The following is a 14,717-nucleotide window of genomic DNA, read 5'->3' as shown; positions in this document are numbered from 1 at the left end:
GAGCCGCCGTGGAGATGCGTCCTCGTGACCTCGCCGCCGTCCTGCTTCTGGCCGTGGCCACGGTCTCCGTCTTCCTGCTCGTCGCTCCGCGACCGACCGTCCCGTCCTCCCCCGCGGGCTGTCAGGTCGAGGCCCTCCCGGCGCCGCCGGCGGCCCCGGAGGGCACCGTGCTGGCCGAGGCCGACGCCCTCGCCGGCAACGGATACCTGGACGTGGCCGAGACGATCTACACGAGCGCGCTCACCCCCGGCCAGACCGCACCGGCCTGGGCGGCCGAGGGGCTGGGGTACGTGCAGCAGCGCCGGGAGGAGGCTGCGCGGCTCGCCGACAACGGCACGGCGCTGGCTCACCGGGACGCCGCCGGCGCCCGCGCCTGCTTCTCAGCGGCTCTGCAACTCGACCGCGGCAACGAGGTCGCTGCGGCGGCCACCCGACCGTCCGACGCGACGCCCGCCAGCGCCACTGAGGGGGGCTGGGACGCCTTCTACGAACGCTGGCTGGGTCCGACGACGCGGGTCTCCCTCCCCGTGCTCGGAGCGCTCATCGTTCTCCTGGCGCTCGCGCGTGTGGGCACCTCCCTGGTCGTTCCCCCGCGTGCGGGGGCGTGGCCGGACCCCGTGCGGCGGGCAGTCTGGTGGGCGGGGCTCGGACTGGCCGGTGCCACCGCGGTGCGGCTCACCTTGGCGATGGGCTGGCAGGGCTCAGAGCTCGACGACGCTCCGACAGGGTGGCGCTGGCTGGTCCTGGGGGTCGGCGTCACGCTCATCCTGGTGGCCTCGGGGCTGGCTCGGGTGCCCGCCCCACCGATGTCCCGGACCAAGCAGGACGTGGCACCCCTGAGCCCGGCGGCCTGGCCCCTCCCGGTGGTCGCGGTCGTGGTGGCGATCGTGTGGGGAGCAGTGGGCCCCCCGCCGCTCGATGACGTCTGGCCGTGGGTCCTGACCCTGGTCCTGGGTCTCCTCGGGGTGGTACTGCTGGCTGCCGGCAGGGGACACGCACTGCGGGTGCGCGTGGAGGTACGGCGGGGTGAGGCCAAGGACGCCGCCGGGGCTGCCTTCGTCCTTGCGCGTCTCCAGGACCTCGGTGACTCGCCGCCCCGGGGCCTGAAGTCCCCTGACCAGGTCGACGTCACGGACCTGCCGGCAGCGGCGCTGTCCTCGATGCCGACCGGCAAGCTGAGCGCCGCCCTCGCCTCCCTCGTCGGTCTGCTGCAGCCATCGGTCCCCTGGCGGGCGGTGGTGGACGACTGCGGCGGAACGCGCTTGATCGTCACGCTGACCCGCAACGGCCCGGTCGTGCGGACGGCGGTGATCGACGGTGCCCGCTACGGGGGAACGGCTTCCCCGGCGACATCGGCTCCCGGGACAGGTGGGACGCCAGGAACCGCGCTCGGCAACGATCGGGGTGACTTGCTGACGGCCGCCGCGGCGCTGATCCTCACCGAGCTCGCAGTTCGGCACAGGCAACTGTCGATAGGGCTCTGCGGTGCCACGGACCCGGAGAGCGTGGCGGCGCACGTGGTGGCCACACGGCACCGTGAGCCTCCGCTCCCTCTCGACCGCACGGCCGACCTGCTCGGCCTCGCCGTGGAGCGGGATCCCGCGAACGCGCTCGCCTGGGCCGCCCTGGTGCACCTGCAAGGCCGAGCCGCATCCCTGCCACAGGGCCGGGTTCGCCATGCGCAGCGCGTGCAGTGCCTGATGGACGAGGTCGACGACCGACTCCCTGATGATCCGGCGGAGCGCGCCGGGTACACGCCCCTGCGCCTCCGGCTGGCACACTCCGCGGCCGCGGCTTGGTTGAACGCCTGCGTGGCGCTGCTGGACAGCCCCGTGGCCGTAGGGCCGGCCGGGCGGGACGAGGGACTCCGGTCCGGGCACTGCTGGGACCAGGCAGCGGTCGCACACAGCGACCTGGTCGCCCTGCTCCGGGAGACGGGCTCGAATCCGCGCGTCGACCCCCGGCTCCGGCCGTTCCTGGAGAGGCTGGGCGGGATCGCCCGTGCGCTCTTCGACGCCCTCAACACCCTCCGGATGGACGCCGGTGGGGCTCAGGCCCTGACGAGCGCCGCGGAGCTCCCGGTGGCTGACTCCCTCTCGGTCGTCTACGACCGCGCCTGCGTGGCGGCCGCTCGAGCCAGGTTCACGGGCGGCGGCTGGACGACGGCCGTCGACCAGCTGGAGCGCGTCGTCAGCTGGGGGCCGCTGAGGGCCGAGGCCCGGCGCGATCCCTTCTTCGCCCCCCTTCGGACGGCACGGGACGAAGAGGAGGCGGAACGGTTTCGCGACGCCGTCGCCGAACCGTCCGGTTCCTTCCTCGACCTGCCGGTCTTCGGGGAGAAGGGGGCGACACTCCGCGCCCTGGGCGTCCGACAGCCGAGCGACGTCCTCGAGCTCACGAGCACCGATGGACGCATCACGGAGCTGAGCGGCGTGCTGGACGTCCCAGCCACGGTTGTCTGCCGTTGGCGGGATGCCGCCCGGGCACTCGACCGGCCCACCGTGCTCCAGCAGGCGGTCCTGTCCGACGGCGTGCGGGCCAGCACCGTGGTCGGGAACGGCGGGGCAGCACCGCAGGGACTCGATCACCCCTGGCGCGGGGTGTGCGTACGGGCGCTCGGGCTCGGGCTCAGCGACGCTGAGCTGACAGCGTTGTTGCCACGGCTGAGGGGGGAGACGCCACCGGGGTGATCGAGCCGCCGACCCGGAGGTCAGCGCCGGCGCAACAGCCGGGCGAGCGCGTGCCGCCGTCCGCCGGTGAGCTCCTCGGCGGGCACCGGCTCGGGGACGTCGGCCAGGACCGCGTGCCGCTCGCGGAGCCGGGCCCGGATCTCGTCGGGGGTGTGCGCGCGACGCTGGCGCTCGTTGCGCGCGAGCACCGCCCCGGTGGCCGCGACGCCGGCGAGGCCGGCCAGTCCGAGCAGCTTCCAGGGACGCATGATCCGTAACGTAGCGCCGTGCCCGAGCTGACCCTGGACGAGGCGGTCGACCTCACCCGCACCGGCGACGTCTGGGTCTTCCGCGGTGCCTCCGTGGCCGACCGGGCGATCCGGGCGCTGACCAACGCGCCGGTCAACCACGTCGGGATGGCCGTGGTCCTCGAGGACCTCCCGCCGCTGCTCTGGCACGCCGAGCTGGGCCGCTCGCTCCCCGACGTCTGGACCGGGCAGCACCAGCGCGGCGTGCAGCTGCACGACCTGGCCGACGCCGTCGGCACGTGGCGGCACCGCTACGGGCAGCGGGCGTGGCTGCGGCAGCTGGTCGGTCCGGCCGACGACGGCGGGGTGACCGCCGAGATGGAGGACGCCGTCCTGCGGACCATCGCCCGGCTCGACGGCCGGCCGTTCCCCACCACCCGCGGCCTGGTCGCCGGCTGGCTGGGCGGGCGCGTGCGGCGGACGACGTCGACCGAGACCGTCTACTGCGCCGAGCTGGTGGCCGCCACCTACACCGCGATGGGGCTGCTGGACGGCCGCCGGCCGCGCAACGCCTACGACCCGGGCAGCTTCTGGTCCGGCGACGACCTCCGGCTGCTGCAGGGAGCGCGACTAGGGCCGGAGATCCCTGTCCGCGTGCCGGTCCCTGGTGAGACCGTTCTGTCTGACGGGTAGGGCACAGACCGGGGCCTCCCGGTGTCGGACCAAGGCGCGGGCGGGCCACGCAGGAGGGCCGCCATGAGCAGCGTCCACTGGGTCCGGCCGGACATCGCCGGAGACATCGTCGCCTTCGCCGTCAGCACCGGAGCCGCGCCGCCGCGGGAGATCCGCATCCGCCCGGAGCTCTACCAGCGCATGCTCGCGCAGATGACCGCGGACGACCGCGCCGCCGTGGTCAGTACCGGCCGTCTGGGCCCGCCGCCGGGCATCCCGGTCCTCACCGACGGGGACCTGCCCCTGTCCCCGGGCTTCGAGGTCGTGCGCGCCCGGCCGGACCACGCGGCCGCCTGATCACCTCTCCCGGCGCACCCGGTAGGTCGTCTGCACCATGCCGCCGGGGAAGACCTCGGTGCGCTCGTGCTCGAGCGGGACGTCGGCCGGCAACGCGCCGAACGGGGTGAGCCCCTCGCCGATGAGCACCGGCACCCGCGACAGTGTGAGGTCGCCGATCAGCCCGGCGGTGAGGAAGGTGTGCACCATCCGGCCGCCGTCGACGTAGACCCGGCGGTATCCGGCCGCGGTCAGTGCGCTCACCGCGTCGTCGAAGGAGCGGTGCACGGTGATGCGCTCGTCCGCGCCCGGTTCGAGCGTCGTGCTCACCACGTGCACCGGCTTGCCCTGGTACGGCCACTCCTCCATCGGTGCGATCACCTCGTAGGTGCTGCGCCCCATGACCAGCGCGTCGATGCCGGCGACGAACGCGGAGAAGCCGAAGTCGCCGCCGGCGCCGTCGTCGGGCGGGCCGCCGGCCTCGTCGCCGCCGGTGAGCCAGGCGAGATCGCCGTCGCGGCGGGCGATGAACCCGTCGACGCTCATGCCGAGGAAGACCGAACCGGTGAAAGGCGCGTCCATGCGCCGCAGCCTGCCGCGGGGGTCTGACAGTCCTCGTTCAGAGCGCCGGCGCGGCCACCGGCGCTCCGAGCCGGACGACGGTGTCATCCGGCCGCGCCACGTCGTCGTCGTGGGTCACGCAGACCACCACCCGGCCGGCGAGCGCGCCGCGCAGATCGCGTACGAGGGCGGCGGCGGTCGGCGGGTCCAGGTGCGCGGTCGGCTCGTCGAGCAGGACGACGTCGCGGTCGGCGAGCAGCGCCCGCGCCGCGGCCAGCCGGCGGCGCTCGCCACCCGAGAGCGCCGTCCCACCGGCGCCGACGGGCGTGTCGAGGCCGTCGGGGAGACCGGCCAGCAGCCCGCCCAGCCCGGTCGCGGTGAGGGCGGCGCGCATGCGGGCCTCGGCGTCCGGACCGGTCAGGTCGCCGCGCGGTGCGGCCACCGCCAGGTTGGCCCGGATGGTGGAGGCGAACACGTGCGACTCCTGCGGCAGCCACGCCATCCCCGACCGCACGCCGTCGCCGGAGAGCCGGTCGGCCGGCACGCCCGCCACCGTGTACGCCCCGCTCCGCGGGCGCAGCGCCGCCAGGAGCACGGCGAGGAAGGTCGACTTGCCCGCCCCCGACGGCCCGCGGACCACCAGCCAGCCGCCGGCGGCGCTCGCCTGCGTGGTGAGGTCGCGCAGCACGTCCGGTCTCCCCGGCCAGCCCGCGGTCAGCCCCGTCGTCGCCAGCCGGTCGGCGGGGACGGGCACCGGCAGGGGGTCCGCGGGGTCGGTCGGCGTCGGCGCGGTCAGGACGGCGTCGAGCCGGCCGCGGGCGTCGGCGAGGGCGCCGCGCCGCTGCAGTGCGCCGACCAGGCCGGTCAGCGGCTCGGCCAGCGCGAGCGGGGCCAGGGCGAGCACCGCGACGGCCGGGCCCGCCACGCCCGCGGCTGCGCCCGCGCCCGCGGCGGCGACCGCCGCGAGGCCGGAGCCGAGGACCACCAGTCCCTCGCTGAGCGCGCCCGCGCGGGCGCCGGTGCCGGCCGCCTCGGACCGGCGGGCCGCTGACTCGGCGAGGTCGGCCGCGGTGCGGGCGGCCAGGCCGTGCGCGCGCAGGTCCGGGGCGCCCTCGAGCACGGTGGTGGTGTCCCGCAGCGCGGCGACGCGCAGCTCTCCCTCAGCCCGAGCGGCGCCGGCGTCGACCCGCCGGTGCGCGACGGCGACCAGCGCGACGGTGGCCAGCAGCACCAGCCCGGCCGCGACCGCGGCGGCGGGGGACACCCGGGCCAGGGCCCCCACGGTCCCGGCGGTCACCGCGCCGGCGACCAGCGCCGGCGGGACGACGCGCACCGACAGGTCCTGCACCAGCGCGACGTCGCCGACCACCCGGGCCAGCGCGGAGCCCGGCGTCCGGTCCGCGGCGACGCCCTGGTCGGCCAGCGCCCGCCACACCCGCACCCGCAGATCGGCGGCCATCCGCAGCGCCGCGTCGTGCGCGGTCATCCGCTCCACCCAGCGCAGGCCTGCCCGGCCGAGGCCGAACGCGCGCACCCCGACGATCGCCACCATCAGTGTGAGCACCGGCGGCATCTCGGCGGCCCGCACGATCAGCCAGCCGGAGACCGCGGTCAGCGCGACGCCGGCGCCCGCCGACGCGGCGCCCGCGGCCACGGCCCGGGCCAGCGCCCGCCGCGGCCAGCGCAGGCCGCCCGTCCCCGACGCCACCGCGGCCGGTGCGGCGCGGTGTGCACGTGCTGTCGTCCCGGCCGGGATCGGTGCGGCGCTGTGTGCACGTGTCGCGGAAGGGCAGGGACGAGGCCCCGGGAGGTCGATCGTGCGGTCGGCCAGCCCGGCCAGCGCGGGGTCGTGGGTGACCAGCAGGACGGTGACCGTGCCGCGCAGGCCCGCGAGCACCGCGGCCACCCGCGTCGCCGCCGCGTCGTCCAGGTGCGCGGTCGGCTCGTCGAGCAGCAGCAGCCGCGCGCCGCGCCGGACCCGCACCAGCGCGCGGGCGAACGCCACCCGCTGCAACTCGCCGGGGGAGAGGGTGGTGCACCGCCGTCCGGCCAGCGCGGTCGCGCCCACGCGCTCCAGGGCCTCGACGACGAACGCCTCGCCGGCGATCTCGTCCACGGTGTCACGACCCACGCCCAGCCCCGAGCCGGCGTGCCGGCGCAGCTCGTCGGCGACGGTCTCCCCGGTCGTCCGCGGGTGCTGGGGCACGTATGCGATGTCGCCGTCCGGCACGCCGGTGACCGTGCCCTCGACCGTGGCCGACGGGTCGGTCAACCTGGCCAGGACGGCGAGCAGCGTCGACTTGCCCGACCCGCTGGCCCCGCGGACGGCGACCAGCTCGCCCGGGCGCACGGCGAGGTCGACCGGCGGGAGGGCGGGCACGGCGCGGCCGGGGAAGCGGACGGTCAGCCCGGTGACGGCGAGGTCGGCCCCGCGCGGGTCGCCGTCCTCCCGCGGCGCGGACGGGGCCGCGACCGGCGGCGCCAGCACCGCCCGGGCCTCGGCAGCGGCCAGGGCGGCGTCCTCGGAGGCGTGGTGGGCGGCGCCCAGCGCACGCAGCGGCGCGAACGCCTCGGGGGCCAGCAGCAGCGCGGTCAGGCCGACGGCCAGCGCCATCTCGCCGTGCACCAGGCGCAGGCCGACGGTCACCGCGACGAGGGCGACCGACAGCGTGGCCAGCAGCTCGAGCACGAGGGAGGAGAGGAAGGCCAGCCGCAGCGTGGCCAGCGTCCGGCGGCGCGAGGCGTCCCCGAGCTCGGCCAGCGCGGCGGCCTGCTCGGCCGCCCGGCCCAGGCCGACGAGCACGGGCAGGCCGCGGACCAGCTCGGCGACGTGCGCGGCGATGCGGTCCAGCGCGCGGGCGGCGGCGGTGGTGCCGTCCCGGGTGGTCAGGCCGACCAGCACCATGAACACCGGCACCAGCGGCAGGGTGGCCGCGACCAGCGCGGCCGAGAGCAGGTCGGTGCCGGCGAGGACCACCAGCAACACCGGCGGGACGACCAGGGTCCGGGCCAGCGCGGGCAGGTACGTGGACAGCCCGGGGCCCAGGTCGGCCAGCCGGGTGGTGGCCAGCACTGCCGCCGGGCCGGGTCCGCCCGCCGCGGCGACCGCGGCCGGGGAGCCGGCCAGCCGCGCCACGAGATCGGCGCGCAGCCGGTCCTCCGCGCGACGGGCGTCCCGGTCGGCCAGCAGCGCACCGACCGACCCGGCCACCGCCCGCAGCCCGGCACCCGCCGCGGCCGCGACCAGGGGCCCGGAGAGCGGACCCTCGGCCAGGCCGGCTGCGCGGGCGACGGCGTGCGCCAGCCCGGCGGCGAGCAGCACGAGCCCGGCGACCTGGCCCAGCGCGGCGGCGGCCTGCCGCAGCAGCGCCCCGGTCAGCCCCGGGACGCCGGCCAGCGGCGCCAGCGGCCCGCGCTCCCAGGCGCTCATGCGTGCACCGGCTCGGCGGTCAGCCGCTTCCGGAACACCCAGTAGGTCCACGCCTGGTAGCCGAGCACCACCGGGAGGCCGATCCCGGCGGCCCAGGTCATGACGGTGAGCGTGTAGTCGCTGACCGAGGCGTCGGCGACGGTGACGTCGAAGGCCGGGTCGATCGTCGAGGGGACGACGACCGGATGGGCGGCCCCGAACACCGTCGCGGCCGCGAGGACCAGCATCGCGCCCCACGCGGCGAACGCCTGGCCCTCGCGCCCGACCCGGATGCGCGCCCACGCCACGACTCCCGCCAGCGCCGCGACCAACCACAGCACCCCGGTCGCGGCCGTGCCGTACCGCAGGTGCACCACGGCGGCCCAGGCCAGCAGGGGCACCGCGGCCACCGGCGCCCACCGGGCGGCGAACCGGCGGGCGGCCAGCCGCACCGGCCCGTCGGTCTTGAGCGTCAGGAACATCGCTCCGTGCACCAGCGAGAAGGCCAGGACGGCGACCGCGCCGAGCAGCGCCGACCAGCCCAGCCCGGAGAACGCGCCGCCCACCCGGTTGCCGTCGGCGTCGATCGGCAGGCCGAGCGTGGTGGCGCCCAGCGCGGCGCCGATGCCGAGGGCGGCGATCAGCGAGCCCGCAGTGATGACCCGGGTCCAGGTCGCGTCCCACGTCGCGCTGGAGTGGGAGTGCCGCCACTCGAAGGCGACGGCGCGGATGATCAGGCCGAACAGCACCAGCACGAACGGCAGGTAGAGCGCCGGCAGCCAGGTGGCGTACCAGCCGGGGAAGGCGGCGAACACCGCGCCGGCGGCGGTGATCAGCCAGACCTCGTTGCCGTCCCACAGCGGGCCGATGGTGCGCAGCATGAGGTGCCGCTCGGCGGGGCGGCGGCCGAGCACCGGCAGCAGCGCGGCGACGCCGAAGTCGAAGCCCTCGAGCAGCAGGAAGCCGGTCCAGAGCACCGCGACGGCGGCGAACCAGAGGGTCTGCAGGTCCATGGTCAGCTCCGGGGTCAGTGGGCGAAGGAGAGGACGTCGTCGTCGGTGCGGGTGCCGTCGCGGGCCGGCAGGTCGTCGTCCGGCGTCCCCTCGGGGGTGGAGCCGGGGGTGGGGGCGGCGTCGCCGGTGGTGACCCCGCGGCGCACGAACCGGCCGATCAGCCACAGCTCGACGACGGCCAGCGCGCCGTAGACGAGGGTCAGCACCGACAGCGACGTCCAGACCTCGGCGGCGGTGATGCCGGGGGAGACCGCCTGGGCGGTGAAGAACCACACCTGCTCGCCGACCGGGACGTCGGGGTTCGGGTGGACGACGAAGGGCTGGCGGCCCATCTCGGTGAAGACCCACCCGGTGGCGTTGGCCACGAACGGCGCGCCCACCGCGAGCAGCGAGCCGTAGACGCCGATCCGCGACGTCGGCACCCGGCCGCGGCGGGTCGACCAGAGCGCGTAGGCGGCGACGCCGGCCGAGACCGCGCCCATGCCGATCATGAGCCGGAAGCTCCAGTAGGTGACGCCGAGCAGCGGGGTGTAGTCGATCTCCTCGCCGGCCAGCGCGCCGAACCGCGCCGGGTCGTCGGGGTAGGTCTCGCCGTAGACCGCGGCGTACTCCTCCTGCAGCTCGTTGACGCCCGGGACGGCGGTCGAGAAGTCCCCGTGCGCCAGGTAGGAGAGCAGGTAGGGGACGGTGATCGAGTGGACGTCGTCGCACTCGTTGGAGCCGAGCTTGCCCCACGCGAAGATCGAGAAGGACGCCGGTGCCTCGGTCTCGCACAGCGCCTCGGCCGAGCTCATCTTCAGCGGCTGCTGCTGGTACATGAGCTTGCCCTGCCAGTCGCCGGTGAGGGCGACGAGGACGAACGCGGCCAGTGACACCCAACCGCCCAGCCGCACCGAGCGGCGCCACACGGCGTGGTCGACGTCGTCCGTCGGCCGCTGCGCCAGCGAGCGCTTCCGCAGGTGCCACAGGCCGATGCCGACCAGCAGAGCGCCGGCGACCATGAGCGCCGCGACGATCGCGTGGCTGAACGCGGCCAGCGCGGTGTTGTTGGTCAGGACGGCGAGGAAGTCGACCTGGACCGGGCGGCCCGTCGCGTCGTCGGTCACGACGCCGACCGGGTGCTGCATCCAGGAGTTCGCCGCGATGATGAAGTACGCGCTCACGATCGAGCCGATGACCGCGGCCCAGAGCGCGGCCAGGTGCACCTTCTTCGGGATCCGGCCCCAGCCGAAGATCCACAGGCCCAGGAACGTCGACTCGAGGAAGAACGCGAGCAGCGCCTCCAGCGCCAGCAGCGAGCCGAACACGTCGCCGACGAAGCGGCTGTACTCGCTCCAGGCCAGCCCGAACTGGAACTCCTGCACCAGTCCGGTGGCGACGCCGAGCACGAAGTTGATCAGGTAGATGCGGCCCCAGAAGCGGGTCATCCGCAGCCACTCCGGCTTGTCGGTGCGCACCCAGAGGGTGTGCATGACCGCGACCAGGATCCCCAGCCCGATGGTCAGCGGGACCATCAGGAAGTGGTAGACGGTCGTGATCCCGAACTGCCAGCGCGCCACGTCCAGGACGTCCACGGCCGCTCTCCTCACTGGGCGACGTACGATCGGTCGACTTCTTTCTACGCCGAGTAGAAGACGGGTTTCTACGACACGTAGAAGAACCGGGTGTGAGACGCGAGACAGGAGGACCCGTGGCGTCGTTGGGTGAGCTGGAGCGCGCCGTCATGGACCGGCTGTGGTCGGCCGACGGTCCGGTCGCGGCGACCGAGCTGCGCGACGGCCTGGCCGACCGCGGGCTGGCGCTGACCACCGTCCACACGGTGCTGACCAGGCTGGAGCAGAAGGGGTTCGTCGAGCACGACGACGCCCGGCCCCGGCGGTTCCGCCCGCGGGCCACCCGCGAGGAGCACGCCGCCGAGCTCATGCACGAGGTGCTCGGCTCGGCGGGGGACCGGCAGGCGGTGCTGGCCCGGTTCGTCGTCGGCGTCGATGCCGACGAGGCCCGGCTGCTGCGCGAGCTGCTGGCGGCCGCCGGTCCGGACGACGACCGCTGACCGGACGGAGCTGATCGAGCCGCCCGCTGCCCCCGACCGATGCTGCCCGCCACCGCGGCCGCCCTCGCCGTCCTGGCCGCCCTGCTGGCCTGGCCGGTGCCGGCGCTGCTGGCCCGTGCCCGCTGGCCCCGGCGGGACCCGCTCGGGGCGCTGGTGTGCTGGCAGGCGATCGGGCTGGCCGGTGGCCTGTCGATCATCGGCGCGCTGCTCGTGCACGGACTGGCGCCGTGGGGCCACTCGCTGCCCGAGGCGGCCTGGTCGGTGCTGACCGCGCACCCCGCCGACGAGCCGGTGCGGGGCGACCACTGGGTCACCCTGACGCTGGCCGGCGTGCTCGCCTCGGAGCTGGTCGGGGTGCTGCTGCTCTCCTGGGTGCGGACCACCCGTGCCCGCCGCCGGCACCGCGAGCTGCTGGAGCTGGTGGTCCGGCCGCACGAGCTGCCCGATGCCCGGCTGCTCGAGCACCCGGCGCCGGTGGCCTTCTGCATCCCGGGTGCCCGGCCGCTGCTCGTGCTCTCCTCCGGCATGGTCGCCGAGCTCGACGAGGACCAACTCGCCGCCGTCGTCGCCCACGAGCGGGCGCACCTGCGCGAGCACCACCACCTCTACCTGCTGCCGTTCCTCGCCTGGGAGGCGGCGCTGCCCGTGCTGCCGGCGGCGGCGCGGGCAGCTGCCGCGGTCCGGACGCTGGTCGAGATGCGCGCCGACGACGTGGCGCTGGGCTCGCTGTCGGGTGCCGCGCCGCGGCGCACGCTGGCCCGGGCGATCGTCGCGGTGGCCGGAGGGGCGGGCGGCGCGGCCGTGCCCAGTGGAGCCCTCGCGGTGGCCGGGGGAGGGGTCCGCGAGCGCGTGGCGCGGCTGCTCGAGCCGCCGTCCCCGCTGCCGGCCTGGGCACGGGGGGCCGCGTTGCTGTCGGCGGGCCTGCTGCTCCTGGTCCCGACCGCGCTGCTCCTCCTGCCCGCCATCGTCTAACGCGGGCCTGCCGGCACGGCCAGCGCCGTCGCGGACACCGCCGCGATCCCCGCGCTGATGAGCGCGGCGCGCCGGTAGCGGGGGCGGCCCAGCAGCGGCAGCATGCTGACCGCGTGCAGGCCCTCGACCGCGGCCGCGATCGGCCGGACGGGCCGCCCCGGCGCGACGAGCAGGGTCGCGTGCTGGACGACCATGCGCGCCCCGAGGACCCGCACCGCCCAGCGCCGGTCCCGCGGCAGCTCCGGGCACAGTGCGTCGGTCACCCGGTCCGGCACGGCGAGCAGGGCGGTGCCCCAGGCCGCGCCGGCCCCGGCGATCAGGTGGGTGAGCCGACGGCGTCGGTGCTCTCCGGTCATGGTGGTGGCCCTCCTCGCCGGCTGGTCCGGCCGGACCTCGTGCTCTGCGTACCCGGGGCACGCAGAGCACGAGCCTGCCCGGAGGAGGGGTCTCAGGCGGCGAGCCTGCCCGGAGCAGGCGCTCTCAGGCGGCGCGGACCGCTGCCCGGCGTCCGGCCGGGACGGCGGTGGTCGCGGCGGCGTTGCCCGGCAGCGGGGTGAACCGGCGCAGCCGCAGGCTGTTGGTCACCACGAACACCGAGCTCAGCGCCATCGCAGCACCGGCGATCATCGGGTTGAGCAGCCCCGCCGCGGCCAGCGGCAGCGCCGCGACGTTGTAGGCGAACGCCCAGAACAGGTTGCCCCTGATCGTGGCCAGCGTGCGCCGGGAGAGCCGGATGGCGTCGGCGGCCGCGCGCAGGTCGCCGCGCACCAGGGTGAGGTCGGAGGCCTGGATCGCCACGTCGGTGCCGGTGCCCATGGCCAGGCCGAGGTCGGCCGAGGCGAGGGCGGCGGCGTCGTTCACCCCGTCACCGACCATGGCCACGACCCGGCCCTCGGCCTGCAGGCGGCGGACGACGGCCACCTTGTCCTTCGGAAGCACCTCGGCGACGACCTCGTCGATGCCGACCTCCGCGGCGACCGACCGGGCCACCGCCTCGTTGTCGCCGGTCAGCAGGATCGGCCGCAGCCCCAGGTCGCGCAGCTGCCGGATCGCCTCCGCGGAGGTCTCCTTGACCGCGTCGGCGACCACGAGGATCCCTCGGGCGGCGCCGTCCCAGGCGACCATGACTGCCGTCCACCCCTCCGCCTCGGCCGCGGCGCGCGCCGTCTCCAGCGAGCCGGGGACGGGCACGGACTCCTCCGCCAGCAGGCGGGGGCGGCCGACCAGCACCGCGGTGCCGTCGACGACGCCGCGCACGCCGAGTCCCTCGACGTTGGCGAACTGCTCGACCGGGCGGAGCGGACCGGTGCGCTCGGCGGCGGCCGCCGCGACGGCGCGGGCGATGGGGTGCTCCGACCCGGACTCCAGCGCGCCGGCCACGGCGAGCACGCGGCCGGCGTCCTCCCCGGCAGCGGGGACCACGTCGCGCAGGGTCATCCGGCCGGTGGTGACCGTGCCGGTCTTGTCCAGGACGACGGTGTCGACGGCGCGGGTCGACTCCAGCACCTCCGGCCCCTTGATGAGGATGCCCAGCTGCGCGCCGCGGCCGGTGCCGACCATGAGCGCGGTCGGTGTGGCCAGCCCCAGAGCGCACGGGCAGGCGATGATCAGCACCGCGACCGCGGCGGTGAACGCGGCCGCGAGGCCGGCGCCGGCGCCGATCCAGAAGCCCAGGGTCGCGACCGCCAGCGCCAGCACGATCGGGACGAAGACCCCCGACACCCGGTCGGCCAGGCGCTGCACCTCCGCCTTGCCGTTCTGCGCCTCCTCGACCAGCCGGGCCATCTGGGCCAGCTGGGTCTCCGCGCCGATCCGGGTGGCCCGCACGACCAGCCGGCCACCGGCGTTCACCGTGGCGCCGACGACGGCGTCGCCGGGGCCCACCTCGACCGGGACCGACTCACCGGTGAGCATCGAGGCGTCGACCGCCGAGGCCCCCTCGGTCACCTGGCCGTCGGCGGCGATCTTCTCCCCCGGCCGGACGAGGAACTCGTCGCCCACGGCGAGCTGGTCCACCGGCACCCGGCGCTCGACGCCGCCGCGCAGCACCGAGACCTCCTTGGCGCCGAGCTCGAGCAGCGCGCGCAGGGCCGCACCGGCCCGCCGCTTGGAGCGGGCCTCGGCGTAGCGCCCGGCCAGCAGGAAGGTGGTGACCCCGGCGGCGGCCTCGAGGTAGATGTTCGCCCCGCCGTCCCCGCGGGCGACGGTCAGCTCGAACGGGTGCGTCATGCCGGGCTCGCCGGCGCTGCCCAGGAACAGCGCGTACAGCGACCAGAGGAACGCCGCGCCGGTGCCCAGGGAGACGAGGGTGTCCATCGTGGCGGCGCCGTGGCGGAGGTTGGTCCAGGCGGCCCGGTGGAACGGCAGCCCGCCCCAGACCACCACGGGGGCGGCGAGGGTCAGCGAGAGCCACTGCCAGTACTCGAACTGCAGGGCGGGGACCATCGCCACGGCGACCACCGGCACGGTGAGCAGCGTGGCGACCACCAGCCGGGTGCGCAGCGGGCGCACGGGGTCGTCGTCGGACTCCTCGGGGCGAGCCTCGGGACGGGGCTGCGGAAGCGTCGCGGTGTAGCCGGTCTTCTCGACCGTGGCGATCAGGTCGGCCGGGGTGATCTCCCCGCCGTAGCTGACCCGCGCCTTCTCCGTGGCGTAGTTCACCGTCGCGGTCACGCCGTCGAGCTTGTTGAGCTTCTTCTCGATGCGGGCGGCGCACGAGGCGCAGGTCATGCCGCCGATGGCGAGCTCGAGCTCGCCGTCCGGGGGCCGGGTGGTGGTCACGGG

Annotated in this window: 12 protein-coding genes; 5 read left to right on the top strand and 7 right to left on the bottom strand. The window is 76.1% G+C overall.

The annotated features are described in order from the left end of the window. Window positions 1-167 precede the first annotated feature (167 nt). Entirely contained in the window at window positions 168-2,690 is a 2,523-nt protein-coding gene (locus ACI79C_RS02410) for a hypothetical protein (protein ID WP_456944009.1), read from the top strand. A gap of 20 nt (window positions 2,691-2,710) precedes the next feature. On the opposite strand, the gene ACI79C_RS02405 is transcribed toward ACI79C_RS02410, so the two are convergent. Continuing rightward, entirely contained in the window at window positions 2,711-2,938 is a 228-nt protein-coding gene (locus ACI79C_RS02405; RefSeq protein WP_456944008.1) for a hypothetical protein, read from the bottom strand. An 18-nt stretch (window positions 2,939-2,956) separates the two neighbouring features. On the opposite strand from ACI79C_RS02405, the gene ACI79C_RS02400 reads away from it, so the two are divergent. Both ACI79C_RS02400 and ACI79C_RS02395 read left to right on the top strand, forming a co-directional pair. Next, window positions 2,957-3,610 (top strand): hypothetical protein, encoded by a 654-nt coding sequence (locus ACI79C_RS02400; RefSeq protein ID WP_456944007.1) that lies wholly within the window; start codon window positions 2,957-2,959, stop codon window positions 3,608-3,610. Between the two features lie 63 nt (window positions 3,611-3,673). Then, window positions 3,674-3,946 carry a hypothetical protein gene (locus ACI79C_RS02395; RefSeq protein ID WP_456944006.1) on the top strand — a complete coding sequence of 91 codons (273 nt, stop codon included), beginning with the start codon at window positions 3,674-3,676 and terminating at the stop codon, window positions 3,944-3,946. On the opposite strand, the gene ACI79C_RS02390 is transcribed toward ACI79C_RS02395, so the two are convergent. From ACI79C_RS02390 to ACI79C_RS02375, 4 genes are read right to left on the bottom strand one after another with little or no spacing between them, the layout of a single operon-like run. Continuing rightward, window positions 3,947-4,507 carry a dihydrofolate reductase family protein gene (locus ACI79C_RS02390; protein ID WP_456944005.1) on the bottom strand — a complete coding sequence of 187 codons (561 nt, stop codon included), beginning with the start codon at window positions 4,505-4,507 and terminating at the stop codon, window positions 3,947-3,949. A gap of 37 nt (window positions 4,508-4,544) precedes the next feature. Then, complete coding sequence (gene cydC / locus ACI79C_RS02385) at window positions 4,545-7,916, bottom strand: thiol reductant ABC exporter subunit CydC (protein WP_456944004.1); 3,372 nt, start codon at window positions 7,914-7,916, stop codon at window positions 4,545-4,547. After that, window positions 7,913-8,908, bottom strand: a complete 996-nt coding sequence (gene cydB, locus ACI79C_RS02380; RefSeq protein WP_456944003.1) for a cytochrome d ubiquinol oxidase subunit II — start codon at window positions 8,906-8,908, stop codon at window positions 7,913-7,915. Before cydB ends, cydC begins: the two co-directional genes overlap by 4 nt. Window positions 8,909-8,922: 14 nt before the next feature. After that, a complete protein-coding gene (locus ACI79C_RS02375) occupies window positions 8,923-10,482 on the bottom strand; it encodes a cytochrome ubiquinol oxidase subunit I (protein ID WP_456944002.1) in 1,560 nt (519 codons plus the stop codon). A gap of 116 nt (window positions 10,483-10,598) precedes the next feature. On the opposite strand from ACI79C_RS02375, the gene ACI79C_RS02370 reads away from it, so the two are divergent. Both ACI79C_RS02370 and ACI79C_RS02365 read left to right on the top strand, forming a co-directional pair. After that, on the top strand, window positions 10,599-10,961 hold the full coding sequence (locus tag ACI79C_RS02370) for a BlaI/MecI/CopY family transcriptional regulator (RefSeq protein ID WP_456944001.1): 363 nt from the start codon (window positions 10,599-10,601) through the stop codon (window positions 10,959-10,961). Between the two features lie 39 nt (window positions 10,962-11,000). Then, window positions 11,001-11,933 (top strand): M56 family metallopeptidase, encoded by a 933-nt coding sequence (locus tag ACI79C_RS02365; RefSeq protein ID WP_456944000.1) that lies wholly within the window; start codon window positions 11,001-11,003, stop codon window positions 11,931-11,933. Here the strand turns inward: ACI79C_RS02365 and ACI79C_RS02360 are convergent. Together ACI79C_RS02360 and ACI79C_RS02355 are read right to left on the bottom strand one after the other, a co-directional pair. After that, a complete protein-coding gene (locus ACI79C_RS02360; RefSeq protein ID WP_456943999.1) occupies window positions 11,930-12,289 on the bottom strand; it encodes a hypothetical protein in 360 nt (119 codons plus the stop codon). The two genes, ACI79C_RS02365 and ACI79C_RS02360, sit on opposite strands and share 4 nt — an antisense overlap. A gap of 124 nt (window positions 12,290-12,413) precedes the next feature. Next, complete coding sequence (locus ACI79C_RS02355; RefSeq protein WP_456943998.1) at window positions 12,414-14,714, bottom strand: heavy metal translocating P-type ATPase; 2,301 nt, start codon at window positions 14,712-14,714, stop codon at window positions 12,414-12,416. Window positions 14,715-14,717: the final 3 nt, after the last annotated feature.

The organism is Geodermatophilus sp. SYSU D00697 (genome assembly GCF_054050175.1).
This window is presented reverse-complemented; position numbering and strand designations above follow the sequence as displayed.

Bases quoted from the DNA above. Each gene is read 5' to 3' on its own strand.
- cydB (WP_456944003.1), bottom strand. From the start codon at position 8,908: ATGGACCTGCAGACCCTCTGGTTCGCCGCCGTCGCGGTGCTCTGGACC.
- cydC (WP_456944004.1), bottom strand. From the start codon at position 7,916: ATGAGCGCCTGGGAGCGCGGGCCGCTGGCGCCGCTGGCCGGCGTCCCG.
- ACI79C_RS02390 (WP_456944005.1), bottom strand. From the start codon at position 4,507: ATGGACGCGCCTTTCACCGGTTCGGTCTTCCTCGGCATGAGCGTCGAC.
- ACI79C_RS02360 (WP_456943999.1), bottom strand. From the start codon at position 12,289: ATGACCGGAGAGCACCGACGCCGTCGGCTCACCCACCTGATCGCCGGG.
- ACI79C_RS02395 (WP_456944006.1), top strand. From the start codon at position 3,674: ATGAGCAGCGTCCACTGGGTCCGGCCGGACATCGCCGGAGACATCGTC.
- ACI79C_RS02405 (WP_456944008.1), bottom strand. From the start codon at position 2,938: ATGCGTCCCTGGAAGCTGCTCGGACTGGCCGGCCTCGCCGGCGTCGCG.
- ACI79C_RS02365 (WP_456944000.1), top strand. From the start codon at position 11,001: ATGCTGCCCGCCACCGCGGCCGCCCTCGCCGTCCTGGCCGCCCTGCTG.